The sequence below is a fragment of the Parasphingorhabdus cellanae genome (genome assembly GCF_017498565.1).
GTDB lineage: Bacteria > Pseudomonadota > Alphaproteobacteria > Sphingomonadales > Sphingomonadaceae > Parasphingorhabdus > Parasphingorhabdus cellanae.
The window spans coordinates 846,238-870,629 of record NZ_CP071794.1; the positions used below are offsets into that span (position 1 = coordinate 846,238).

The following is a 24,392-nucleotide window of genomic DNA, read 5'->3' on the forward strand; positions in this document are numbered from 1 at the left end:
CACGGGCGCTGTAACCTTATTCGGTGCTGGCCCGAAACCTTCTATGAGAGCAGCAAGCAAGTGCTGGCTGCTAACGATAGGAAGGACGAAGTCATGAAAAATGTTACCCTCGCTGCTGCAGCTGCCCTTATCAGCACCACCGCAACACCCGCATTTGCTGACTCCGCCATCGACACCGAAACCATGGTCGAGACTGCTGCCCCTCAACAGCATCAAGCGATCGACCTTCCTATCGGCCATTTCAATCTGGCAGGCGTAACAACAGACCAAGGCTATAGCTTCATGGCTACGATGGTGGATATATTTGAGCCAGGTTACAGAGTACAAGACAACGGCGCTCGCCCCGCTTCTAAACCGAATGAGAGTCTTGCTAGCCTGCTGGTGTCAGAAGAATTTTCTTACCGGTCCACTGCTCAGGACAGCGGTGTGGATGCAGTCAATCCGGGCCGCTTCATATCAAGCTCTGTCCGCTCAGACTATCTATCCGATGCCGGACCAGCTGCAGCCGACAAAAGCTCTATCGGAATACGCTTCGGCTTTTAACCTCATCCCTCCTTCTTTCAGCGCTCTCTCCTCATTTCTGGAAAGCTGAAAGACAAAGGCCAGATGGTTCACTCCATCTGGCCTTCTTTTTTGTCCAAACCCAAATAACGGCTCGGGAATAGTCAACCGCCCTCGGTCAGGCCTGTTGTATTGATTGTCTCATCAGCTGCGTCCTGGGCCTGCTCCGGTGCATATTGCCGGCGCCAAGCATCAAGATCACGCTCATATTCTTCGTAAGCGAGATAAAAGTCAGTAAACGGTTTTTCGAGTTCCATCAGCGCCTGTGCGCCGAAAGCTTCCATATCTTCTGGTTTCGTTACAATTGCGCGCTGACTCACTTGTACAGCCTGATCGCAAAACGGGCGACGGAGAGGCGAAAAGGACCAGTAATTATACAGGCGCGTCTGGTGGCGGTCATGGGCCTGCTGATAGCCATTTCCTATATCGCGGCGGAATTTACGCAGGATCGCGCTATTGGCGTTGCGCAGAAACCGCTTATTATTGCCAATAAACGCATTATAGTCACTAACGATCCGCTCATATTGTGGACCGGTGCAACTAAGCGCTGCGACATTTAAAGCGGCACGAACGTGCCACACGGTTTGTAGTGGCCCTATGTCGCGGTTAATCGTTTGCCGTAAGCCATCTGGGCGCAGTTGCGGTACAATCGTATTGATACTCGCTCCAAATGGCGTTGTTGGTGCACGCGGCGTATATTGTGGCACCACGACAGGCGCGACCGGTGGCGGCGGGGGTGTCTGACAAGCCGCCAAAACAGATACAGCTGCCGTCGCCATCAACAGACGGACTTTGTTTATACCCTGGAACACTTCACTCTCCCCTATAACAATCCAAAATCCTTATGACGCGGCTTTGTCATTGTCCAGTTATAGCAATCGAAAAGCGGTCAAAAGGCAAAAGAAAAAGCCCAGCAGTTTCCTACCGGGCTTTGTTCTAGTTCAAAGCATATGAATAGAGGCTTAGTCCTGGCTGCCCATGAAGCTGAGCAGGAACTGGAACATATTGATAAAGTCCAGATACAGGTTCAGAGCGCTCATGATGATGACCTTTCCGACCATGTCGGTGCCGGCGACATAAGCATACATGCTTTTGATCCGTTGCGTGTCGTAAGCGGTCAGACCAGCAAAGACCAGAACACCGATCGCACTGATAACAAAATGCATCATCGTGGACTGCAGGAAGATGTTGATCACCATCGCCACCAACAAGCCGATAACACCCATGATCAGGAAACTGCCCCAACCGGACAAATCTTTCTTAGTAGTATAACCGAACAGGCTAAGCCCCAGGAAAGCCGCCGATGTGGCAAAAAATGTCTGGGCAATTGAAGCGCCGGTGTAGACCAGGAAAATAGTCGACATGGAAAGACCCATCAAGGTCGCGAAGCCCCAGAACATCGCCTGAAGGGTAAATGTCGAAAATTTATTCTGTCCAAAGCTCATCGCGAATACGATTGCCAATGGAGAAAGGATAATCAGCCATTTCAGCGGTCCGCCACCAAACATGATTTCCGCTGCCATGCCAGAACTGGCAAACAGCATCGCCACAATACCGGTAAGCAGCACACCGCTTGCCATGTAATTATAGACTTTGAGCATGTAAGACCGCAATCCGGCGTCATAAGCGACATCGGATTGTGGCGTCGTGCCAACAGGTGTACGCGACATTGTCGCTCTAGGGTCAGGCCAAGCCATGATATTCAAACTCCTCGGTTATTCAGCCGCAAAAATACATGACTGCGGCGCTATCCTAGTCAATATCGGTTGATTATGTGAATTTTTCAAGAAAAACCGGATGTGTAGCGCATAAAATCAACAAACAAACTCATAGATAACATCAATCGATATTAGAAATTCACGCAGGAAAGCCGTGGTTGAGGGTGAAATATGCCACGAATCAAGACTTAATCGATGATTTCGAAAATCTGCAGGCTTGTTTGGATCGGTTGTCCCGTTACGAACATTCTACACCAGATGCCATCAGCCATTTTTAAACAGCTTGGGATCGGGACAGGCTTTTAATAAGAGCCTTGGCACCGGCAACCGCATCAGCCCAGGTCACATCAAACGCTTGATCATCTTTATAATAAGGATCAGCAACATTTTCTCCTGCTCGCCCCTCCACATGATCAAGCAACAGCGACAGGGTAGCGCTGCCATCGACAGGCTCCATGGCTTGCAAATTCCTCAAATTATCGCCATCAAGCGCTATAATGTGATCGAAATCCCGAAAGTCCGCCGTTCGAACTGGACGCGCCCTGAGATGATCAATCGGAGCGCCGTTTTTCGCCGCCACCGTCTGCGCCCGATCATCGGGCGGCTGGCCGGTATGCCAGTCATGCGTTCCGGCCGAGTCAATGATCAAACTTAGCCCGGACAGGGCAGATTGCTGACGCAGCGCTGCTTCCGCCAATGGAGATCGGCAGATATTACCCATACAAACAAAAAGAACTGAAATAGCCAAGCGACCCCCCGATAGCTAAATTTAGTAGTAAGATTTTATCGACTATATGTGATTATCGGACCGGTTCGAATTTCTGAAGCTCAAAAATACCGCAAGCAACACGCCCTCCACTTTCTCCTGACGGATCCGTCTTCATATCGTCGGGACCCGCGTGCACGACAAATGCCGCGCCGTCGCTATCCATAAGCGCATTCGCGCCCTCTTTCAGGTTACCGCCTTCAATAGTGGCCTCGATAGAACCTGATCCGTCTTCTCCAATTTCCAGATTGACGAAATCACCCATATGTGCGCCTTTCGGATTATCAAATCCATGCTGCTTTTCGGTCGGATTCCAGTGGCCACCAGCAGACTTGAAATCCGGGCCATCGCATTTCCCGACCTGATGGATATGAACACCGCGTGGTCCTGGCTCAAGACCCCGGGCATCAACGCGAACAATCAAGCCGCCATCACCTTCGCCGATAATAACTTCTCCATATTGTGTTCCATCGGCGCCAAGCAAAGTTGCTCTTGCAATACTCTCGGCTGGCGAAACTTCAGAATCAGAATTCCCGTCGCTGCAAGCGACTAATGAGATGCTCAGTCCTGCTATTAACAGCCTCAAGCTACCCGTTTTTCCAAGTTGACGAATCATAATGATGTTCCTCGGTTTGCCTTCAGTCCATTCCATGGTAGCAGCGCTTCAATGGCCGTGAAACCATTTAAGTAGCAGCATTTATCGATCGGAGTATGATGCCAAAAAGCCGCTTTCTGATCGCTTTGGGATCCAATCAGAGGCATGTCCGTCACGGCCTGCCGCCGTTGGTCCTTAACGCAGCGATCGCAGCATTGAGTGAGCGCGGGATTATAATCGTCAAACGATCATCTATAGTCCGCTCTCTGCCAATAGGGCCTTCAAAGCGTTGTTACGCCAACGCCGTTGTTATAGTCGAAACCCCGCATGGCCCCATACACATGCTAAAAATATTAAAGTCGGTCGAATCAGCTTTTGGATCAAGGCGCGGGAAGCGCTGGTCGCGGCGTGTGCTTGATCTCGATATTATTTTATGGACCAACGGTGCCTTTTCCAGCCGCCACCCGCATCTTGTGATCCCTCATATCGAGATGCGGCGGAGGCCGTTCGTCCTGCGCCCCGCTGCCGAAATTGCGCCCGACTGGAGCGATCCGGTCACCGGCCTGACGGTTAGGCAATTGGCCTATCGGATTGATCAAACCTAAAAACCTCATAAAACCGCCCAAAGCCGCTTGACCCGAAAGCCAAGCCCCACTAGGGAAGCGCTTCGCAGCAGCAATTGCGCAGTTGTGGGCCCTTAGCTCAGTCGGTAGAGCAACTGACTTTTAATCAGTAGGTCGCTGGTTCGAACCCAGCAGGGCTCACCATTATTTCAATGATTTAGGGATGGTGGGAACGTTACAGGAGGCTTGCGGGTATCATATGGTATTAGATTATGTTCCTGATATTCTATTCTATTCCAGCTTTCCGGATAGATTTAGGGGTCGATCCGGTCCATCGCTTCCCGCACCGTCAGCATGGCGCCAAACGCCGGATCATCAATTAAGCTTGTCAAGAAACACTCCCCATTTGTCGAGCGCCTCCCGCTTCTCCGGATCATAGCCGTAGCGGTTTTAGACAGCGGCTATACCGGAGATGATTTCGCTGACATGGTTCAGGACCTTTTCGACAATATCGGGAGCCAGTAAGGCTCTGGCCATGCCTGAGGCAACCGTGCGGCGCAGGTCATGCAAGCGCCAGCTGGATGTCCCGGATCTCGCCTGAATGCGTTTGAGCATTTTGTTCATGCCGCTGATGGTTGTGGTGCCCGTAACAGAAAAAACAAAATCGCAGTCTAGAAATCTAGAAATATCATCAATGACGGACAATAAGTTTCGTGATTGGAAAACTTGACTGACGACTTGTGTAATAGTGGGGACCGCAATTGCATGAACCGATTTCAGCGTTTCATTTTGCAGGCCGGCTCCCTTCCTCCTGCTCCACCCGGCCATCGTGAAATTGAAATTTCGTTATGATCTTGTCGCCGACGGTTAACACCTTTTCCGACAGTTCCAGAGGAATGGACATGGCGCGGCCTGTCACAGGCAGCGTCGCAAACTGTGCGCTGGTCACGGCTTTGCTTTTCAGCCTCGTGCCTGTGACAACGATCACATTGGCTTTACCGCCAGATGCTTCCGATTCTGTCTGCGTCTAGGCCGTGGCCGAGGACCAATAAGCCAAGACCGATAAAAGCCAGGCACCATTCGGAATTGAACGGACTTGGAAGATATCTTCTACTCTGCTGACACTACCATATCGGCTTTTTTGCCTCGATCTTTGAAGCTTGAAACGCGCAGCAGAATTGCGCCGACAGCAAGCACCAAAAAACTCGCTGTGATTGGCAGCCCTGCGGCAGTCAAAACCATTTTCTGATAGCGCGCTGCATAGACTGCCACCACCAAGAACAAAAAAGCTCCGTTTGCGGCGAACAACATCTTGGTGATGGCGGCCTTCCCGACACGCTTGCCCTGTACGACCGCCAGGGCCAGGGATAACCAAAATGCTGCCACCAGCCCCATCGCCGGAACGATATCCAGTAACGCCAAAACCAATGTAAGCGCTAGCGCAGCCGGGGTACCCCAGACGACAGCCGTCCATGCCCCTTCAAGTCGGGGTGCTGGATTACCTTTTTCTTCCCTTTTGGTGAAATAGATTTTCAACCCAGAAGCGATGATCACGCAGAGACCTAGACCAAACAGCAGATAAGCAAATTTGACCGGCAAACCGCCCCAGTTGCCAAAATGAATATTATACACCGATCCTGTAATCTGTTGACCGATTGTACCGTCGGATATGCCAACATTGCCCAGATAATGGCCGTCCGCAGTATAGCTATAATATTCGCCAAAAATCAGACGATCAGGATGCTCCGCTATTATCTGGCTGTTCTGGCCCGCGGTTCCGGGATCATGTAAAATGAAATAGGTAACATCCAGATTCGGGAAAGTCGCCGCCATGTGCTTTAGCGGCTTGGCGATTGACGCAACTGCCGCTGGCGCGGCGTTGGCAGCCGGTTCAGAGCCGAAGACCGGGCTGAAAACCGCTTCTGTATCATTGTTGAACCCCGCAGCGGCAATCGCAAAGGCCAATATGCTTGCGAGCCCCAGGATCGCGCCGGTCAGCGCGTTGGACAGGTGAAAAGGCATTGTCCACACACTCAGACGGTTGTGGAGGTCAACTGTGCTCAGCCGCCCCGCCTTTCTCCGGAAAGTGAAGGCGTCTCGAAATATTCTGGGATGAGCAAGAAGGCCAGAGAGCGACAAGCCGATCAGCATAACACCCAGCGCACCGACGATGGTCAGGCCAAGGATTTGCGGCATATGCAGATAATAGTGCAGATCGAGGAGAAACTGTGTCCATGGAAAAGATTCCTCCCCGACAATATCGCCCCTCGCATCCGCAAAAAACGCCTGCGTGTCTGTGGTGACTATCGTTCGGGGTAAATCGGGTTGCGGGAAATTCACATAAAGATGCGTGGTCGGGGTTTCTTCGCTGTTAAATACGGATAGTGCGGCCCGCTCTACCGCTTTTGGAGAAATAGACACCATTTCCGGTGCATCTGGCTGCTCCCAGCGCTGCAATTCATGGTTGAATACGCTGAGCGTACCGGTGACGGCCAATATGTAGATAAGGCCCCCGAAAATGACCGCCAAAAAGCTATGCGCTTCAAGAGAGCGCGCTACGCGAATTGCGGATTTTTTTGCTGATGCCATATTTATCGATCCTCATCGCTCACTTTAAAGGGTTCAGTCTGCGAGATTATCGGCCAATCAGCGTCAAGCCCATCAATGGCACGACACCCACACTCATGAGGACCAATGACTTGCGCTTCATATTCTGGTCCGCCCCAGACAACACGGCAAGTCCGGCCCAGACCAGCGGGAAGGCAAACATGGCCACTGTCAGATTGGCAGTATGTTCCATCCCGATCGACCGGTTGGATACAAATAGCAGAGTCGAAACAGACATGGCGGACAGCCCGGCGATCGGCCCGACCAATAGACCATCCCACCATTTGACGGCTCTCGCATAGCCCGGCTTTTGCGTCTGATCCGGTTTATTCTGGCTTACCCTAGCAGCACGTCTTTCACGGATCGGGGCTTGTACAGCGGTTACGGTGACAGCGAGGACCGCGATTACAACAACCACAATGATTCCCAGCGCAGAGCCCTTATCTGCCCCGCTGGTCTGCGACCAGGCAATGATTGATCCCAATATGCACAACCAGCCGAAGACGAGCCGGGCTGGCGTTTTGTGCCTTTGTTGCCAAGAAGATCGCAGCAGAAATATGCCAGCTGTTGCAGCCGCCAGTCCCGTGAATTGCCAGATAGTGGTGTCATTCATTTCAGAAACGATATGCTACGCGGACCACAGCGGTTCGCTCTTCACCAACAAAACAATCGCCGCGTGCCAGGCAGGTCGCGAAATATTTCTCGTTTGTGATATTCCGGACGTTAAAAGTGACATCCCAGTTTTCTGTTTCGTAACCCAGCAAAAAATCGCCTAGGATATTGCCGTCTGTCACAACGCGTATCGGACCAACAGCTCCAGTACCGTTGCTTTCATTTTCGCCGACATAGCGCAAACCGAAACCCAACTTAAAACCGTCCCATGAGCCGAAACTGGGCTGATATTGGACCCATGCCGATGCCTGTTCTTCCGGAATAGAAGCAAACGGAACGCCGTCTGCCGTTTCTGTATCCAATAGGCTCCCGTTTAATTCCAGATACCAGTCGCCCAGCGTCGTTTGTGCCTGCAGTTCAAAACCTTTCACCTTTCCAACGCCTTCCTGCTGACTGTTCGGCTGGTTGATTAGAGAGGACGGGTTAGGCAGATTGGATTCCTCAATATCGAAATAGGCAAAAGTTATGTAAGTCCGCGTTCCGGGCGGCTGGTATTTGATACCCACTTCCCATTGTTTCCCTTCCCTCGGTTTAAGCGGATTATTTGTCAGGCCATCGGTTCCGATCACCGGTTCAAATGACTCAGCAAAGCTCACATAGGGCGAAATTCCACCGTCGAAAGCGTAAAGCGCGCCTACGCTAAATGATACCGCATCGTCCTTTTGGACATTGCCATCACTCTCTGTCCTGCTGTCATCATAGCGAAAACCAAAGTTCAGCTTGAGATCACCAATCGACATCTGGTTGTTGAGATAAAGGCCGTAATCATCCGTTACGGTGTCCCCTAAATCGGAAAAATTAGCGTCATCGAACAGAGCCGGCGGTATATTGCCATATACCGGGTTATAGATGTTAATCGCACCGACCCTGCGATTGGCGGGGTCGCTTAAGAAAATGAATTCATTACCGATTTTGACATTTTGATAGGCAAAACCGCCGAACAATTCATGTTCAATTGGTCCGGTATTGAACGCCCAACGCGCTCGCAGATCAAACGCGGCCTGTTTCGAAAACGCATTGCTGCGAAAGAAAGTGCGGCCCCCATCACCATTGGCATCGACGCGGGGAGGGCCAATGGGGCCGAGAAAATCGATATAGGATTGCCGGTAATCAACATCTGCGTCCTTGTACCGAAAAATGCCGTCGACCGAAAAATTTTCGGTGAAGTTATGGCTGGCGAGAAGACTGACTAAAATGGAGTTGGTATCGTAACGGTTGAAGTCCGGATCCCCCAGATATGTGTCCAGTTCAACCTCCTCGCCCGACGAGTTTACACAGACAGCAGCCGGCGTAATCGTCACATCTCCACTCACGCATCCGGTACCGGTTAATGGTAGGAACTGCTGCGCCGTGTCACTGTCCCGATCAACATATTCGAGCATCGCTGTCAGGCGGGTGCGGCCATCATCATAAGTTATCGATGGCATAGCGATGATGGCGTCATCATCGACGAAACCAATCTGCGTATTGGAATCCCGGTACAGGCCGACAAATCGAACGAAAAGGCTGTCGGAAATTTCTGCATTCAAGTCCGCAGCCGCCTGATATCGGTCAAATGTCCCGACATCGACGACAAGTTCACTCTGTTTATCAGGACCCGCCAGTTTCGAGACGGCATTTACAATACCCCCTGGAGTGCCCTTTCCATATAAAACGGATGCGGGGCCTTTTAGAACTTCGACTTGCTCCAGCACATAGACGTCTGACCGCGTATTGTTGTAAAAGCCAAAAAGTACCTGTTGCCCATCACGATATTCTGCAGCGTCAAAGCCGCGAACTTGAGGGAAGTCGCCGCGCGTCGCAAAACCGAATGTGTCGCCGACAACGCCCGGAATATAGTTCAGAACATCATCGAGCGTCAGCGCGCCTTTGTCACGAAAATGGTCCTCTGTCTCAATCGTTACAGATCGCGCCGTTTCAACTATAGGGGTTGCCGACTTTAACGCACCAAAATCAGAAAGTTGGCCGGTTACGATAATGACATCCTCTTCATTATCGGTTTCCGTCTGACTTTTCTGCTGATCCTGAGCATATAACGCGTTGGAAAATGTCAGAGCCGTTGCCGCCAACAGAAACTTTCTAATCATTTTTGATTCCCTCTATCCGATCAAGTTCGCGCAGCGCTCTAACGGCTCCCCTCATATATGTAAATAAGAATCATTATCATTTAAAATTGAACGTGGTTCTACCGTAAAAATTCAGCAAAAATAGGCTCATTTTCAGAGATTAAGCAAAATTTCGAACAATCTAATTGACAGCTTGACACTAACGGACATAGTCTTATTTGCGAATCGTTCTCATTATCAATAATTGACATAACACCTATTGAGGGAGTGCCATGAAGCAGGATGCGTCGGAGTTTGCCAGGTTGCTCAGCAGCACACCCGCCTTAGCGAACATTCCGAAAGCGCAAGTCCGTATTGTCAGCGCAATGCGACACACGATTTTGACCCATCGGCAGCAAAAAGACGTCAAGGGTTGCCTGATCGCGCACTTCGGTACACGAAAGGCCGCCTACAGATTTGCCCGGATACTTGAGGCGATGGGTGACGTTTGGCCAGAACCGATAATGGTTCATGCACCGGAATGCGGCACAACGACCTATGACGAGATGCTGCTTCTCGACCTTGTAACAGCCGTTATCCGAAATGACCCCGCCCATTTTAACGGCCTTCTCTGCGATATGATCGCCGAAGAAGATTGCGAACGGCTTCACATCACCATTTCGCGATTCATCAAATTATTTCGTCAACAGATCACATGACATGAAGGCCGTAACGGCCTTTTTTAGAGAGGAACAAACACTTATGTATGAATATGTTGATCGCCCAATCCAGCAGCTTGATTATCCCAGCCGGTTTTTCGTCTGGAGCATGCGGCAATGGGTGTTTGCCAACATGAACAAGAGATGCCCCTGCTCCACTCTCGGTCCCGCTTTCACCAAATGGAAAATGCTTGAGGCACTCCCCGACTTTTCAATGGCGATGGCCTATCTGAATGAGTCCGCACAGCAGCAACTGGTTTTCGGACAGCCGTGCTGCGCGGTGGTGCATGAAATTGAAGCGATCCTGCTGGCGGTCCACCGGGAAACACTCTCTGGCAACGGCACTGCTGCCAGAGGCATATCGGAGCAGCTTATTGCGAGCGAAGCGGTGATGGGTTTTATGATCGCCTTGCAGCGCTATTGTGATCACGCAGCAGTTTCACCGCTTAGCCTCGCGCATCTTCCGATAACGACGGAACCTCATCGTGTGAGCAAAAATCGATGAACATGGAAGTCCGTCCCCCGCTGCGAATTCCGGATGCCAAGGCTTTCAGCACCGTCGAAGTTGTGCGCGTCAAGCATTGGCATGAGCATCTGTTCAGTTTCAGTGTCACTCGTCCGAACAGTTTCCGTTTTCGGTCAGGAGAATTTGTCATGCTCGGCATGGCGGTTGATGATAAGCCGTTGATGCGCGCCTATTCCATTGCCAGTCCTGCCTATGCCGACGAGCTCGACTTCCTCTCGGTAAAGGTCCCCGATGGTCCGCTGACTTCCCAATTACAGCGGATAAGGAACGGCGACCAACTGTATCTCGGACGCAAGCCTACAGGTACACTGGTCGCCGATGCCCTTTTACCCGGACGCCGGTTGTTCTTGCTGGCCACCGGTACTGGTCTTGCTCCGTTTCTCAGCATAGCCAGAGATCCGGATATATATGAGGCCTACAGCCAGGTCATTCTGGTGCATAGCGTGCGCCATGTGAGCGAGCTCGCTTTTCGCAACGAACTTGAAGCGCAACTGGCCGGAGATCCGCTGGTGCAAGATCAGGCCCTGTTACAGTTCCATTATATCCCCACGGTCACGCGGGAAAGCTTTCGGACCACCGGACGGATCCAGCAGCTCATTCAGACAGAAGAATTGTTCGGCCACCCGGTTATCGGACCAAAATGCTTCGACCCCGGTCAGGACCGGATCATGCTGTGTGGCAGCATGGAGATGATCAAGGAGTTTTCCGAATATTTCGAGGCTCTGGAGTTTCAGGAAGGGTCCAACGCAGCTCCAGGGCAATTTGTCATCGAACGGGCCTTTGTTGGCTGAAATCTGGGCTTAAATCGGAGCAGTTGCATGAGCTACATGACCAAGTTTTTTGCCGACCATCAACGCACGGCAGATTATCATCCAGCCGACCAGCGTATCATACTGGCCGTGCGCACAGCGGTGTTCCAGACACATTGCAAACAGGATCCTGTGGAATCGATGACCAGTATTCTGGGTTCAGATAAGGCAGCTGGCGCGCTTGTGCATGTGCTTCGTGTCATTGGTGAAAACTGGCCGGAACCGTTCTCAGTCCAACCACCTTTCTGCCATATGGTCAGCATGGACGAGCGGCTGATTGTGAACCTGATCACCGCAGCGGTTCATGACAATCGCCCCGGCTATGATCATATACTCTGCGAGATGCTGGACGAAGATGTGCGGGATCATGTCTACAACGCCATTCAGGCATTCATTCGCCCCTATCTGGCTGCGCGGATAACCATGCACTGATGAGCAAGCCCGAGCCAGACCCGATATTCGGCAAGATCATCCGCCTGGTAATCACCATTATGGGACTGGGACTGCTCGTGATGGCCGTATTGAATTGGCAGACTTATGGCTGGGGCGCATTGGTCTGGATTGGAGCAATGATCGGACAGACCATCATTCGTGTTCCGCATGCTCGGCGCAATGCGCAAAACACTATCGTCCAGGACAAGAAGGACGTGCAGGAACAGGTTTTGCTTACCGCCATGTTCCTGACCATGGCTCTGTTCCCTCTCTTGCACATCGCCACCGGTCTCTTTGCATTCGCAGATTATGCCCTGCCGACTTGGGCAACCACTATCGGCTTTGTCATGCAGGTCCTTTTCCTCTGGCTATTTTGGCGTAGTCATTCAGATCTCGGACAAAACTGGAGCGCGACCCTGGAGGTTCGCGATGAGCATAACCTTGTGACCGAAGGTGTGTACGCCCGCATAAGGCATCCCATGTACACAGCAATCTGGCTGGCCGCCCTTTCACAGCCGCTGCTAATCCACAACTGGATAGCAGGCGCGCTGGTCATCCTTGCATTCGCAGTCATGTGCGTTCTGCGTATCCCACGGGAAGAGACCATGATGCGGGACATTTTTGGTGCGGAATATGAAAATTACATACTCCAAACTGGCAGGTTGATCCCGAAATTGTGAAAATCATGCAGAACTTGGCAAACCAGTGTTGTGGTACCTCATATTTGATATTCATTTGCAATAACAAAACTTCCAATGGCCTTTCCCAAACCCCCAAATCGATGAGATTATAATGACATCAGGCTTTAATCATATGCGCATCGCATTCCTCCTGTCGGCTTGCGCAAGCTCGGCATTGACTGTTCCAAGCATGGCCCAAACCAATAGACCTGCAGAAAACGCACAATCCTCAGATGCGGCGGTTGCCGAAGACAGCACCATAGTCGTGACCGCTTTTAAGCGCGACTATCTCGCTAACGAGGACCAGAGCATCGCGCTTGGCATCGATTTGAGTCAGCTCGAAACGCCGGCCGCCGTCAGCGTGATTTCGGAAGATATTCTGAAAGATCAGCAGGTGAACAATGTCGACGATGCACTGCGTAATGTGGCCGGTGTGACCAAGTTCAAGACAGGCAATGGCGGCGAGGAAAAATTCTCCATCCGTGGTTTCGACGCCTCCCAGTCGATCTACAAAGACGGGGCGCGCATCAACAATGCGCTTAACGCTTCCAACATCCCGTCAACCGAAACCGCTAATCTCCAGCGGATCGAAATATTGAAAGGCCCATCGGCGTTGCTCTACGGCCAAGGCCAGCCCGGCGGCATCATCAACTATGTGACGAAACGGCCCGAGCTATAAGAAATTCTGGCGCGGGTTCTTCAGGCGGCCGCGATGGCATCGCGACGGACGCACCTTGATGGGCGATCTTCATCGGCTCGCCGGCCTCTGGTCGCTCTGGTTCGTTGTGACGATCGGACTGACCTCCGTCTGGTATTTCGTCGAACGGGCAGGTGTCGGGCTTGAAACCCCGCCTCCCGCAGCAACAGTCACCGAGGCTCCGCTTGATATCAACGGCGCAACAATCAGAGGCTGGGTGGAACGCACTGAAGCGGAAATGCCTGGCCTTGCGGTCAACGCAGTTTTTCTGCCGTACTCGCCAGGCGATCCAACCGTGGTGCAAGGCCAGTGGCGTGCCATCCTGGTTCGAGAACGCGCCAATGCCGCTTTCTTCGATCCGGTAACCGGCGCGCTTCTTCGCATACGCGCAGCGCATGAGATGGGAGTGGGGGAGCGCATTGTTCACACCGCCGATCCGCTGCATTTCGGAACATTCGGCGGCCTCACGATCAAGCTCATCTGGGTGCTATTTGGCCTTTTCCTGATCGGCATGGCGGCGAGCGGAGCCTATATCTATGCCAAACGAACACGCGAAGCGTTCTCCACCTATGGACCTTTCAAACCGCTCGATTATCTTGGCACCTGGAAATGGCCCAGCATCGCAGTCGTGACAGTTGTTCCGCTTTACTTCTTCATTCTCTGGTAGCCGAGACAAAAGCAAACCGCGGGCATCCGCCCGCTTGGCTTTCCTCGCATAAGCTCGGGCGCGCGCCATCTGATTCTTGGCGCGCTTGCCGACGCGATGCGTCGGTTCAGCGCGACACTAAACGCTTCGTTTGAGACCATATAACCGAGCGCAGCGAAGGCAAGGCCGACTGGCCGCCGAGCCTTATTGGCGCGATAGCCAAGGGCCCGGATGGGCCCGCCCGACGCCTGAGGGAATAAATAAAGACTCCCTTCCAAAGTTCACACCATTCACACCCCCATCCCCCCCGTCATCCCAGCGCAAGCTGGGATCTCCTCGAAACCTGCCGCTCTGCTGCATGGAGATTCCAGCTTGCGCTGGAATGACGATGGCAAAAGGCGCGCCCTCAAAGTTCACACAGATCACACCGGCTCGGGCAGGTCATCGAATATCCCGCTGCGTTCCAGCAAGCCGCTGCGCTCGGCGCGGTCCCAATCGAGGTCGCTCCAGGTTTCCCGGCTCGCCACATCAAGGTCCGATACATCAATATCCTCCGGTGCCATGGCCAGGATCTGCTCCCGTCCCGCTTGCAGCTCCAACATCGCGATAATATGCTCATCAGAGCGCTGGTTTTCCTCTTCCGAGGCCGTCCGGCCAGACGCCTCTATCTTGTCCACCAGTGCTGCACAATCCTCACCCTTGCCAATGCCGTCGAGCAAATCATCAAAATGCTCCGCTGCCACCCGCGCAGGCTTGCCCGCCAGATCAATACCATCCGCCATCTTGTCGAGCCGCGCCATGGCGGCCAGAAACAAGGGCGCGCTCCAGCGGGTGCGCATGCCCACTTCCTCGCCCTGATGCCATACCGCCTCGTTCCAGCCATTGAGGCCCTTGTCGAGCAGCGCATCCTGAAAAATATCGCGCGCATGGATAAGCGCCGCATCCCACGCCCGGGCAAAGGCCCGCGCGTCCGGCCTGCGCCGCAGCTTATACGCGCTCTCCCGCGACAATCCGGTATAGGCGGCGGCTGCTTTGACATTACCGGTTCTTGCTAGGGCTTCGAGAAACACCACCTGCCGGTCCGGCGACCAGCCATCATGGCGCTCCCTGGGCTGCGCCAGATCATCAGGGGCGGGGATATCGGTGAAGCTGTCGTGTGAAGGGAGTTCGGTCATCTGCTGTTCCTTGTTCTATGGGGGGAACAGAGAAGATAACCTATCTGGTTATTTGTAGGAAAGGGGGGATTTTTGCCGAGATACATGGATAAAAACAAAGGCTATTATCCTATATCGAAAACCAGCCTTTCGCCGGTGCCGATACCCTAATTGCCCTTAACATAATATCCCCTGCTGCCATCCACGGGCACAAGCCTATCGTCCGCAATATTCAGTCGAAACTCCTCAAAAGGCGGCTTGATGAATAGCCGGTTGTCCAGCTTCACTTCGTAAACGGCCGCTTTATTATTCGGTGCGATATCGAAACTGGAGGAATATTCCTTTTCATTATGACGCAATGTCAGCGTGATGGACTGAAGCTGGTTGTTTCTGGTTTTGGGTGCGAACGCAAAGCCAAGTTCATAGCTATTCGCGCTGACTTGACTGCCGTCGGCGAAGGAAAATTGCGCCTCGATTTTTAGACGCGCATTGGGCCGCTCACGCCGGTTAACCCAGATACCTACGCCGTCATTCCAATTCACATTGGGTCTATCGTCATTTTGCGCATGAAATGGCGTAAAATCGGACAAGAAGAGACAGTCAGCAGGCAGTGGGGGCGACTGATATTCTCCGGTCTTGCCAGCGGCCCGCCCGCTGTCGGCAAGAAAGGCAACCGCCTCTCGCCAATGTTGTCTCGCCGTGCGGGCGGCTATTTCCGCGCTGTCGCTATCATCTTGCAAGTCACGATTAAAATAATTTGCTATCGCTTTTTTATAAGCGCCATGCCGTTCGCGCTCGATTTCAACAGCGGCCTCGAACCGCTCCTGGGGCGGTAGATCTTTTGGAAAAGCCAAATCACCTGACGAAGAATATTGAGCGCCATATTCAAGGAAGGCGCATGTCCACTTTGCCCGATTACGCAGCCGGATATTTTCCATCTTATAAGCGGCATCTTTTTCTTCGCTTCCCCAAGAATATTTTGCACCCAGAGCAAATACAGGCGTTTCATCACTGAATTGATGGGGGCCGAGGATCACTTGTCCATTGGTCTGGGTCCATTGACCCTCACTATACAAGTCGAGCCCACCAACAATCATCATCCATTTATAACTGCCATCGGCTTCCAACAAAAGGCGTGATGCTGTCTCCATCACCCCGGTAAGCCGATAGGAACCCACAGGGGTAGCGGGCTCTGCCTGGCCGTCCTTGTCAGGAAGAGGCTGGGCAAAGCTGTTTGATGTTAGGGTCAGCGCACAAAATGTGGCCGCGAGTTGGAGTGGCAGGTACCGCAAAGTCAAACTCCTTGCATATAGAGGCTTGTTGACCGAAGTCCGCCGGTCAAGGCTTTAAGAAAGTTGCCATATACGGATTTTTTCCGTTGCCGAGCAACAGTTTCCCAAATTCCCTCGATACGGGCACACGCCTTTATTGTTTCTTCTTCATATGATGCATTTCAAGACCAACGGCCCAGCGGCGCTGAAAGCCTTTCCAATGATCAGACTGTTCATCACCTGCCGTTTTCCCATTTAGCTGCTCACCAAAACCGATGGGCCATTTGCTGTCGTTGGAATCCACAGTTGGCACGTTCAAATAATCCGCTTTAGACGCATCACCTTTCAGCGTCATATCGAGAAACGCCGTTACAAAATGCTGATTAATCGCGTTTAAGCGGTCGCTTCGCCATACTGGCTCTTTCAGAAACTCTGCTGTCGTAAAATCGCTGTCTGCATCCAGATCAAATTCATTGCCGACAATATTATGCCGCGCTTCGCGATAGACCAACATGTAGCGATTTGATCCGGTCATATTTTCGAACAGCCACTTCACGCCTTGCTCATAGTTCACCACATCGTCCTGATTTCCAGAAATCACCAGAACCGGCTTATCAATCGCCGCGATACTATCTGCTGTCCATGCCCGGCTATCCGGCTGACCACCCCAGGGAGCGAAAGTCACCAGTGATTTAACTGGCAGGGGTTTTTGTGAGGCCTCTTCCATCGCTGTTCTGGCTGCTGCCGGGATATTGGCCATCGGATCATTGGCGAAATCATAGAACGCGCCCGCAGAAGCTATGGCGCCATATCCGCCCATAGAATAGCCGATCAGTCCGACATTGTCGGTATCAATTTGCGCCGCATATGGTTGCGATCCTGATTGTGCATCCGCCAATATCTGCATCAGAATCTGGCGTTGGTCCAAAGATCGGTCCACCAGCACATTACCGAAAGACAGGAGGAAAGACCTGATGCCATCAATAGGCATATCCGCATGATTGATCGAAGCCACGATATAACCGTGCGAGGCAATTTGTTCGGCCAAATTGCTAAATTGCGTATCCCATCCACCAAAACCGTGAGACATCAGGACTAGCGGATATTTCTCATCGACAAGCGCTGTGGCATCCGGCACCGCCACGCCGTTGGCAGAAACAGTCACCGGGTCCTTCCCTGGTGGCCGCATGATATGCGCATATTTTGCGGTTTTACTGTCACTGGTTTTGGCCGGATACCAAAAGCGAACCGAAAGCTCTCGATCCGCATCGGTCAGGTTTCCTGAAATTGCGCCCCAAGTCGTAATTTTCGTGCGGTCTGCCAGCGCAAATTTTTTGACGCTTGTCCCGATATTATATGCGCCAAGTCGCCCAAATTCCGGGGCTTCGCCGGATTGCCCGGCGTGGACAGTCGGTGAAGCAACATAAGCGGCAGCACCGCCGCCGACCAGAATGATGCCCAAAGCAATCGCTGCAATTTTTCTCTTTCTCAACCGGCGTTCCTTTTAGTTTTTGAAGAGCCTCAGAGCAAAAATGAGGCAAGCGGTCCGTGTCGCTGGTCGTTGTGATCCAAACGGGGGGCAGAATCAAATTTATATATACCGGGTCACTCCGGCTTATATCCAAACGCCTCTTTCGCCAGTTTAACGAGTTCTGGATCAGCATCCGGCAGGTCATCCGGCAACGCGGCTTCCAACGTCTCGGCCACATAGGTCAGTGCGGCAATTCGCGCAGCTTTTTTGTCATTACCGTCGATAACCTTCCACGGGGCCCAGCGTGTGTCCGTCTGTTTGAACATATCCTCGATGGCGTCCAGATAGTCTGCTCTTTTGGAACGGTTGCGAAAATCTTCTGCAGTAATTTTCCAGCGCTTGTGCGGAACATTCAGGCGCCTTGCAAAACGATCGTCTTGCCTGTCTTGCGTTACGTGGAAGAAAAGCTTGATGAGATTAATCCCGCTATCGATGCGTTGCGCTTCAAATTCGTTAATCTCGTCATAAGCGCGTTTCCATTCGGCTTTGCTGCAAAAGCCCTCAACACGTTCTACCAGGACGCGGCCATACCAGCTGCGATCAAATACCGTGATATTGCGCTTGGCCGGTAGTTTCAGCCAGAAGCGCCAGAGGAAATGATGATCTTTTTCTACCTGCGTAGGAGCGCTAATTGGGCAAACCTCAAAGTAACGGGGATCCCATTCGGCAGTCATGCGGCGGATACAACCACCCTTACCAGCCGCGTCCCAACCTTCAAACACCAACATTGTCCGTTTGCCATGAATGATATGTTCGAAATGAACACGGGCCAAGCGCTCCTGCACTTCTTTCAGTGCATCGGAATAGTCGCCATCAAATTCCTCGCCACCTTCATAATCTGATAGTTTTACATTCTTGCCCATAGTTCGCCTCAAAATGCCCTTCGTCCCTGCACTCAGGAAAAGCTGGCATACTATAAGACGGAAAAAAGAACGAATCTGTTAACCCTGTTTCGATCAATCCGCCTCAGCTGTCGCAAGCGCTTCGCTCATCATTTCTGTACTGGCATAGCGGATATCCCAATCATCCATGGCGCGCTGGCGATCTTCAACGCGGCGAATAGCTTGACTAATTTCGGTTTTACCGCCCGCCAATTGACCGGCTTGACTATAAAGCGTCACAGCCTTTTCCAGCGCGCCTTCCTGTTCGGCGCAAAGCGCTCGGTTGAAGGCGATTGATCGGTGCGGCGCGCTGTTCATTGCCGCCTGATCCCACATCCGGCAAGCTTCTCGCTCATCGGTTTTGGTCATCTTAACGGCTGCCTTGAAAAGATTAGCCGTGGCTTTATCCATGGCTTTGCGACTTTCGAACACACGGATTTTTTGCTGTCTTTCTATGGGCGCAAGATCGCGGCGCACTGAATAGGCGGCGCTGCTGATCATTCCGCGAATAATGGCCTCGCTGCTGGAAAAGCTCTCTTTTCGGCCGCACACTGTCTGTTCGTGACCGTTCGATTTTCGCTCAGAATAAATAGTCTGCCCGTCCCTAAAACGGGAAAGACGGATCTGCGCCTGAAAATCAATCACTCTTTTGAGGCAGGACACTTCGATGCTTTTGCGCTTCTTGCATTTGCCTTTATCGTCCCGTTTCACGCAGCGATCGCGATATCCCGTGGTCGGGAATTCCTCTATGCCAGCCGTGGCAGTCCCCGACAACGTCGCCTCTGGCTGGATGGCGGAACGCCCTGCCATGATTTTGAAATAAGAAGCGCCATCAATCTTAACATCGCTGAGCTTATCTTCGATTGCGAAAGCCAAAGCGATGCCATCATCACCGCCAAAACGATCTATCGCGATGGATTTAATCTCTGCGATATTATCTACACGAGCCGGGTAGAGGCCATCTATCTGCAATGTCTCTGCTTGCGCCGTTGTGGCCAAACACAGTGCGGTTAACCCAACCGAGCCCGCCTTAATCAATGATAGAATTTGATTCATATTATCCCTCTAAGTCATTCACTTATAGGGCTTATAACAGCATGCCTGAACGCGCTATTACAGTGTCGTTCATAGACCGCTATCGTCAAATATGCGGATCAATTCCATTGATAATATAGCCCGCTATCCGCTCAGGATCCTGCATCGGCATAAAATGTGAAAGCTCGGGGATGTACAACTCTCGCGCGTTAGGAAAGATGCCCACCAGGTTTGGCCAAGTCGGGCTGTTCGCAAAGTCACGCGCCGCTGTGACGTCATCACTCGCGGTCTGCGCCCGCAATATCGCGACTGGCAGTTTATTCCGTTTCACCAAGGGATAGGGATCAACAGAACGAAAGCCTTCATAAACGGATGCTTCGAGATAGGGCGGACAGGCCAAGACAAATCCTTCTCCGTCATCGGCGGGCAGCAGGCCATATTGGCAATAATCGATGAGCACATCGGTTTGCCAAAGGCTGAAAGGATGGCGATCCTTGAATGCGTCAAACATCGCTTCGGGAGATACCCAATCATTGCGGCGGCGCGAAACAGGGTTCTGGTTCGGATCAATATCTGCTGGTGGAGGCGGATTTTGATAGGCGTCTGGCTCCGTAATAGTCGGATCAACCAGCACCAGTCGTTCCAATCGGTCTGGCATGACATCGGCAATCTGCACCAGCACATGCGCGCCCATGCTATGACCAACACCGATCATCTGATTCAGGTTAAGCCCCTCTACGAGCCTACCAACCTCGCGTGCCATTAATCGCCAGTCGCCAAGGCTATCCGGTTTGGCGCTGCGCCCATGGCCACACTGATCCACAGCGATGATGCGATATCCGGGCGGCAACGCCGCGATCGTCTTGTCCCAGCAACGCGCATGAAAGCCGGTGGCGTGCACCATCAATATGGTCGGATCGGCCGGATTACCCCACTCGAAATAGCAGAGATCCGTTTCGCCCTGTTGAAACCGCTTTTCTGTTGGTTGCCCCGCTGCGTTCATCCTTCTTTCGGCGGCTCCACAACACGGATGTGCAGTTCGCGCAATTGTTTGGGCGACACACCGCTTGGTGCGCTCATCATCAGGTCTTCCGCTTTCTGGTTCATCGGGAAGAGCACAACCTCGCGGATATTCGGCTCATCGGCCAGCAGCATAACGATCCGGTCCACACCTGGCGCAGACCCACCATGGGGCGGCGCGCCATATTTCAGCGCATTGATCATACCGGAAAACTCTGTATCCACCGCCGCTTTGTCATAGCCGGCAATTTCGAAAGCTTTGTACATGATATCGGGACGATGGTTCCGGATGGCGCCAGATGACAGTTCGATGCCGTTACAGACAATGTCATATTGCCAGGCCAAAATATCGAGCGGATCTTTATTTTCCAGTGCTTCCATCTCACCCTGTGGCATCGAGAACGGGTTATGCGAGAAATCGAGCTTCTTCAGTTCTTCGTCATATTCATACATCGGATAATCGACGACCCAGCAGAATTTGAATTCATCATCGCTGATCAGGTCAAGCTTTTCTGCTGCACGGGTCCGCGCAACACCGGCCAGTTTGGCGGCTTCGGCCTCCTTACCCGCGGCAAAGAAAACGCCATCATCAGGACCGCAATCAAGATCCGCGAGTAATTTCGCCGTGCCTTCTTCACCATGGTTTTTCGCAATCGGGCCGCCAGCCGCGCCCTCTTTCATGTTGATATAACCGAGACCCGCAAAGCCTTCGCCTCGCGCCCAGTTGTTCATATCATCAAAGAACTTACGGCTATTCTTGCCGGCTCCTGGCGCGACAAAAGCGCGCACCGTGCCGCCAGATGACGTGATCTTGTCAAACAGACCAAAGCCGGAACCTTTGAAATGGTCCGACACGTCCTGAATGATGATCGGGTTTCTCAGATCGGGCTTGTCTGAGCCATATTTCAGCATCGACTCTTTGTAAGGAATACGCGGAAACTCTCCGGCAGGCGTGACCGATTTGCCATTGGCAAATTCTTCGAAAACGCCGGCAAGAACCGGTTCCAGCGCCTGAAACACATCTTCCTGCGTGACAAAGCTCATCTCAAGATCGAGCTGATAAAATTCACCGGGCGAGCGATCAGCCCGGGCGTCTTCGTCACGGAAACAGGGAGCAATCTGGAAATAGCGGTCAAAGCCAGCCACCATCAGCATCTGTTTAAACATTTGCGGTGCCTGTGGCAGCGCATAGAATTTACCAGGATGCACGCGGCTGGGCACCAGATAATCTCGCGCGCCCTCTGGCGACGAAGCCGTTAGGATTGGTGTCTGAAATTCTGTAAAGCCCTGCCCCACCATGCGGTTACGAAGCGAAGCGATGACCTGAGAGCGCAGCATCATATTGGCGTGAACTTTCTCCCGCCGCAGATCGAGGAAACGGTAACGCAGGCGAATATCTTCGGGATATTCCTGTTCGCCAAAGACCGGCATGGGCAGTTCTTCTGCTGGCCCCTGCATTTCAACCGTATCGGCCACCAGCTCCACTTCGCCGGTTGGCAGATTTGCGTTAACCGTTTCGGCTGAACGCGCGGCCACTTTACCGGTGACAGTGATGACCGACTCTTTGCGTGCGGCATCCAGCATTTTGAAAGCGTCGCTGCCTTCTTCACTGACAATCTGGGTTAAACCAAAATGGTCACGCAAGTCGACGAACATCAAATTGCCATGGTCACGGATATTATGGATCCAGCCCGACAAGCGGACTTCTTCGCCGACGTCAGCAGTGCGAAGCTGTGAACAGTTATGGGAACGATATGCGTGCATGATGGACCTTTGATATTTGGAGTGTTTCTGATCACGAAACTTATGAGGGCGTAACACAGGCCGAAAGGACATTTGTCAAGGATGAAGCATTTAAACTGCAAATCTTATTCTTCGCATCAGGTTCAGACAAAAGCCGCTGGCTATCGAATTTGTCTATCAGAAATGTTTGCGAGCTTTGGCGTAACTTGTATAGAACCATCATGAAAATTCATCCATTACTGACTGACAATCAGGATATTGCCGATATTTGCGAACGCTTTTCAACTGCCGACTTTGTCGCGGTCGATACAGAATTTATGCGTGAGAACACCTATTGGCCGATCCTCTGTCTGATCCAGATTTCCGATGGCAAAGAAGCTGCCGCTATTGATCCGCTCGCCAAAGGCGTTGATTTGAAGCCATTACTGGACTTGCTTGTCGATAATGAAGACGTGCTGAAAATCTTTCATGCGGGCGGCCAGGATGTGGAAATCATCCACAATATGACAGGAAAAACGCCGCATCCGATATTTGATACCCAGGTCGCGGCAATGGCATTGGGCCCCAGCGAACAAATCGGCTATGCCAATCTTGTCGATAGCTGGCTTGGCGTCACGCTCGACAAGGGCGCCCGCTTTACCGATTGGTCGCGGCGTCCGCTGAATAATCGGCAGATTGAATATGCCATTGGCGATGTGACGCATCTGTCGAAAATTTTTTCAATGATGCTGGAAAAGTTGATCGAAACTGGCCGCGGCATGTGGATCAATGCCGAGATGGAAAAGCTCGCTGATCCCAAAAATTATGTGAACGATCCTGAAAATTCGTGGCGCCGGGTGAAATTTCAGGGTCGTAATCTTGAGGCGCTAGGCCGTTTGAAAGCGCTGGCCGCATGGAGAGAGAAGGAGGCGCAATCCAAAGATATGCCGCGAGGCCGGATCATGCGTGATGAAACTTTGGCTGATATTGCTGCCCATCCGCCCAAAGATCAGCATAAGCTATCTCAGGTACGCGGGCTGTCGTCGGGCTGGAAGAATAATGAAATTGGCGAACGTTTGATGGAAGCACTCGCCAATGCCGAACCGCTGACCAAAAGTGAACTACCGGATCGTAGCGGCCGCCGCCCCAAATTCAGCAAGGAAAACGCGTTGGTCGCCGACCTATTGAAATTATTGCTGAAAATCCGATCAGCAGAAATGAATGTCGCTTCCAAATTACTCGCCCGCGCCGATGATCTGGAACGGATCGTTGGCGGCGAGCGCGATGGCGTGGCCTTGTTGCAAGGCTGGCGTTACGAAGAATTTGGCCGCGACGCGATCGATCTAATAGAAGGCCGCATGAGTTTTACGGTCAAAGATGGAAAATTGAAAATGACGCATCAACCGGAAACAGAAAGCGAAAACGCCGAATGAAAATGCAGTTCGCTCTGATTGCTTTAAGCTGTCCGGCCATAATGGCCTGCTCGACCACGAACCCCGAACCAGCCATTCCGGAACGCGGCGTGATACCCGGATATGTCTGTAAAACAGATGATCTCGAAACATTGGTTGGGCAAAAAGCAACGGCTGAAATTGCCGCTGGTGCGCTCAAACAATCTGGCGCGAAACGCCTCCGCTGGATCGCACCAGACACGGCGGTAACTATGGATTTTCGCCAGGACCGATTGAATATAGAATATGATGATGAGATGGTAATCACACGCGTAAACTGCGGTTAATCAA

Annotated in this window: 26 protein-coding genes, 1 tRNA gene and 1 pseudogene; 12 read left to right on the forward strand and 16 right to left on the reverse strand. The window is 52.2% G+C overall.

Annotation, left to right across the window (positions count from 1 at the left end):
• Window positions 1-93 precede the first annotated feature (93 nt).
• Window positions 94-543, forward strand: a complete 450-nt coding sequence (locus tag J4G78_RS04235) for a hypothetical protein (RefSeq protein ID WP_207988772.1) — start codon at window positions 94-96, stop codon at window positions 541-543.
• A gap of 122 nt (window positions 544-665) precedes the next feature.
• Here the strand turns inward: J4G78_RS04235 and J4G78_RS04240 are convergent, their stop codons facing one another.
• From J4G78_RS04240 to J4G78_RS04255, 4 genes are all read right to left on the reverse strand, one after another.
• Entirely contained in the window at window positions 666-1,373 is a 708-nt protein-coding gene (locus J4G78_RS04240) for a hypothetical protein (RefSeq protein WP_207988774.1), read from the reverse strand.
• 150 nt (window positions 1,374-1,523) lie between these two features.
• Window positions 1,524-2,258: a Bax inhibitor-1/YccA family protein gene (locus J4G78_RS04245; RefSeq protein ID WP_108812398.1), complete on the reverse strand. Its 735-nt coding sequence runs from the start codon at window positions 2,256-2,258 to the stop codon at window positions 1,524-1,526.
• Window positions 2,259-2,553: 295 nt separating this feature from the next.
• On the reverse strand, window positions 2,554-3,027 hold the full coding sequence (locus tag J4G78_RS04250; protein ID WP_243457217.1) for a low molecular weight protein-tyrosine-phosphatase: 474 nt from the start codon (window positions 3,025-3,027) through the stop codon (window positions 2,554-2,556).
• A gap of 52 nt (window positions 3,028-3,079) precedes the next feature.
• Complete coding sequence (locus tag J4G78_RS04255) at window positions 3,080-3,661, reverse strand: superoxide dismutase family protein (RefSeq protein ID WP_207988776.1); 582 nt, start codon at window positions 3,659-3,661, stop codon at window positions 3,080-3,082.
• Between the two features lie 95 nt (window positions 3,662-3,756).
• Between J4G78_RS04255 and folK the strand changes: the two genes are divergently transcribed.
• Together folK and J4G78_RS04265 are read left to right on the forward strand one after the other, a co-directional pair.
• Entirely contained in the window at window positions 3,757-4,245 is a 489-nt protein-coding gene (gene folK, locus J4G78_RS04260; RefSeq protein ID WP_243457218.1) for a 2-amino-4-hydroxy-6-hydroxymethyldihydropteridine diphosphokinase, read from the forward strand.
• A gap of 86 nt (window positions 4,246-4,331) precedes the next feature.
• Window positions 4,332-4,407 (forward strand) — tRNA-Lys (locus tag J4G78_RS04265).
• Between the two features lie 246 nt (window positions 4,408-4,653).
• Here J4G78_RS04265 and J4G78_RS18255 read toward each other — a convergent pair.
• The 5 genes from J4G78_RS18255 to J4G78_RS04290 form a co-directional block, all read right to left on the reverse strand.
• Window positions 4,654-5,031: a tyrosine-type recombinase/integrase gene (locus J4G78_RS18255; RefSeq protein ID WP_259371350.1), complete on the reverse strand. Its 378-nt coding sequence runs from the start codon at window positions 5,029-5,031 to the stop codon at window positions 4,654-4,656.
• Window positions 4,988-5,191: a hypothetical protein gene (locus tag J4G78_RS04275; RefSeq protein WP_207988780.1), complete on the reverse strand. Its 204-nt coding sequence runs from the start codon at window positions 5,189-5,191 to the stop codon at window positions 4,988-4,990. Before J4G78_RS04275 ends, J4G78_RS18255 begins: the two co-directional genes overlap by 44 nt.
• A gap of 122 nt (window positions 5,192-5,313) precedes the next feature.
• Window positions 5,314-6,792 (reverse strand): PepSY-associated TM helix domain-containing protein, encoded by a 1,479-nt coding sequence (locus J4G78_RS04280; protein WP_243457220.1) that lies wholly within the window; start codon window positions 6,790-6,792, stop codon window positions 5,314-5,316.
• A gap of 46 nt (window positions 6,793-6,838) precedes the next feature.
• On the reverse strand, window positions 6,839-7,423 hold the full coding sequence (locus J4G78_RS04285) for a hypothetical protein (RefSeq protein WP_207988782.1): 585 nt from the start codon (window positions 7,421-7,423) through the stop codon (window positions 6,839-6,841).
• Window position 7,424: 1 nt separating this feature from the next.
• The gene (locus J4G78_RS04290; RefSeq protein ID WP_207988784.1) at window positions 7,425-9,569 is read right to left on the reverse strand and encodes a TonB-dependent siderophore receptor; all 2,145 of its coding nucleotides are present in this window, start codon (window positions 9,567-9,569) and stop codon (window positions 7,425-7,427) included.
• Window positions 9,570-9,820: 251 nt separating this feature from the next.
• Here J4G78_RS04290 and J4G78_RS04295 point away from each other — a divergent pair, with 251 nt between their 5' ends.
• From J4G78_RS04295 to J4G78_RS04325, 7 genes and pseudogenes are all read left to right on the forward strand, one after another.
• On the forward strand, window positions 9,821-10,246 hold the full coding sequence (locus J4G78_RS04295) for a hypothetical protein (protein WP_207988785.1): 426 nt from the start codon (window positions 9,821-9,823) through the stop codon (window positions 10,244-10,246).
• A 43-nt stretch (window positions 10,247-10,289) separates the two neighbouring features.
• Window positions 10,290-10,751 carry a hypothetical protein gene (locus tag J4G78_RS04300; RefSeq protein ID WP_207988787.1) on the forward strand — a complete coding sequence of 154 codons (462 nt, stop codon included), beginning with the start codon at window positions 10,290-10,292 and terminating at the stop codon, window positions 10,749-10,751.
• Between the two features lie 2 nt (window positions 10,752-10,753).
• Complete coding sequence (locus J4G78_RS04305; RefSeq protein WP_243457294.1) at window positions 10,754-11,563, forward strand: ferredoxin--NADP reductase; 810 nt, start codon at window positions 10,754-10,756, stop codon at window positions 11,561-11,563.
• A 27-nt stretch (window positions 11,564-11,590) separates the two neighbouring features.
• Window positions 11,591-12,013: a hypothetical protein gene (locus tag J4G78_RS04310; protein WP_207988791.1), complete on the forward strand. Its 423-nt coding sequence runs from the start codon at window positions 11,591-11,593 to the stop codon at window positions 12,011-12,013.
• Window positions 12,013-12,693 carry a protein-S-isoprenylcysteine O-methyltransferase gene (locus J4G78_RS04315; RefSeq protein ID WP_207988792.1) on the forward strand — a complete coding sequence of 227 codons (681 nt, stop codon included), beginning with the start codon at window positions 12,013-12,015 and terminating at the stop codon, window positions 12,691-12,693. The genes J4G78_RS04310 and J4G78_RS04315 overlap by 1 nt, the downstream gene beginning before the upstream one ends.
• Window positions 12,694-12,805: 112 nt before the next feature.
• A complete protein-coding gene (locus J4G78_RS04320; protein ID WP_207988795.1) occupies window positions 12,806-13,372 on the forward strand; it encodes a TonB-dependent siderophore receptor in 567 nt (188 codons plus the stop codon).
• 19 nt (window positions 13,373-13,391) lie between these two features.
• Window positions 13,392-14,057, forward strand: a pseudogene (locus tag J4G78_RS04325) (PepSY-associated TM helix domain-containing protein); the annotation flags it as partial.
• Between the two features lie 401 nt (window positions 14,058-14,458).
• Here J4G78_RS04325 and J4G78_RS04330 read toward each other — a convergent pair.
• From J4G78_RS04330 to aspS, 7 genes are all read right to left on the reverse strand, one after another.
• Window positions 14,459-15,211: a hypothetical protein gene (locus tag J4G78_RS04330; RefSeq protein WP_207988797.1), complete on the reverse strand. Its 753-nt coding sequence runs from the start codon at window positions 15,209-15,211 to the stop codon at window positions 14,459-14,461.
• 146 nt (window positions 15,212-15,357) lie between these two features.
• The gene (locus J4G78_RS04335; protein WP_207988799.1) at window positions 15,358-16,482 is read right to left on the reverse strand and encodes a hypothetical protein; all 1,125 of its coding nucleotides are present in this window, start codon (window positions 16,480-16,482) and stop codon (window positions 15,358-15,360) included.
• Between the two features lie 133 nt (window positions 16,483-16,615).
• Window positions 16,616-17,953 carry an alpha/beta hydrolase family protein gene (locus J4G78_RS04340; protein WP_207988801.1) on the reverse strand — a complete coding sequence of 446 codons (1,338 nt, stop codon included), beginning with the start codon at window positions 17,951-17,953 and terminating at the stop codon, window positions 16,616-16,618.
• Window positions 17,954-18,066: 113 nt separating this feature from the next.
• Window positions 18,067-18,855, reverse strand: coding sequence for a polyphosphate kinase 2 family protein (locus J4G78_RS04345; protein WP_207988803.1), 789 nt, complete (start codon window positions 18,853-18,855; stop codon window positions 18,067-18,069).
• A 93-nt stretch (window positions 18,856-18,948) separates the two neighbouring features.
• Entirely contained in the window at window positions 18,949-19,929 is a 981-nt protein-coding gene (locus J4G78_RS04350; RefSeq protein ID WP_207988805.1) for a hypothetical protein, read from the reverse strand.
• Between the two features lie 85 nt (window positions 19,930-20,014).
• Window positions 20,015-20,911, reverse strand: coding sequence for an alpha/beta fold hydrolase (locus J4G78_RS04355; protein WP_207988807.1), 897 nt, complete (start codon window positions 20,909-20,911; stop codon window positions 20,015-20,017).
• Window positions 20,908-22,692, reverse strand: coding sequence for an aspartate--tRNA ligase (aspS, locus tag J4G78_RS04360; RefSeq protein ID WP_207988809.1), 1,785 nt, complete (start codon window positions 22,690-22,692; stop codon window positions 20,908-20,910). Before aspS ends, J4G78_RS04355 begins: the two co-directional genes overlap by 4 nt.
• 200 nt (window positions 22,693-22,892) lie before the next feature.
• Here aspS and rnd point away from each other — a divergent pair, with 200 nt between their 5' ends.
• Both rnd and J4G78_RS04370 read left to right on the forward strand, forming a co-directional pair.
• Complete coding sequence (gene rnd, locus J4G78_RS04365) at window positions 22,893-24,083, forward strand: ribonuclease D (RefSeq protein ID WP_207988811.1); 1,191 nt, start codon at window positions 22,893-22,895, stop codon at window positions 24,081-24,083.
• Window positions 24,080-24,388 carry an I78 family peptidase inhibitor gene (locus tag J4G78_RS04370; RefSeq protein WP_207988813.1) on the forward strand — a complete coding sequence of 103 codons (309 nt, stop codon included), beginning with the start codon at window positions 24,080-24,082 and terminating at the stop codon, window positions 24,386-24,388. Before rnd ends, J4G78_RS04370 begins: the two co-directional genes overlap by 4 nt.
• Window positions 24,389-24,392: the final 4 nt, after the last annotated feature.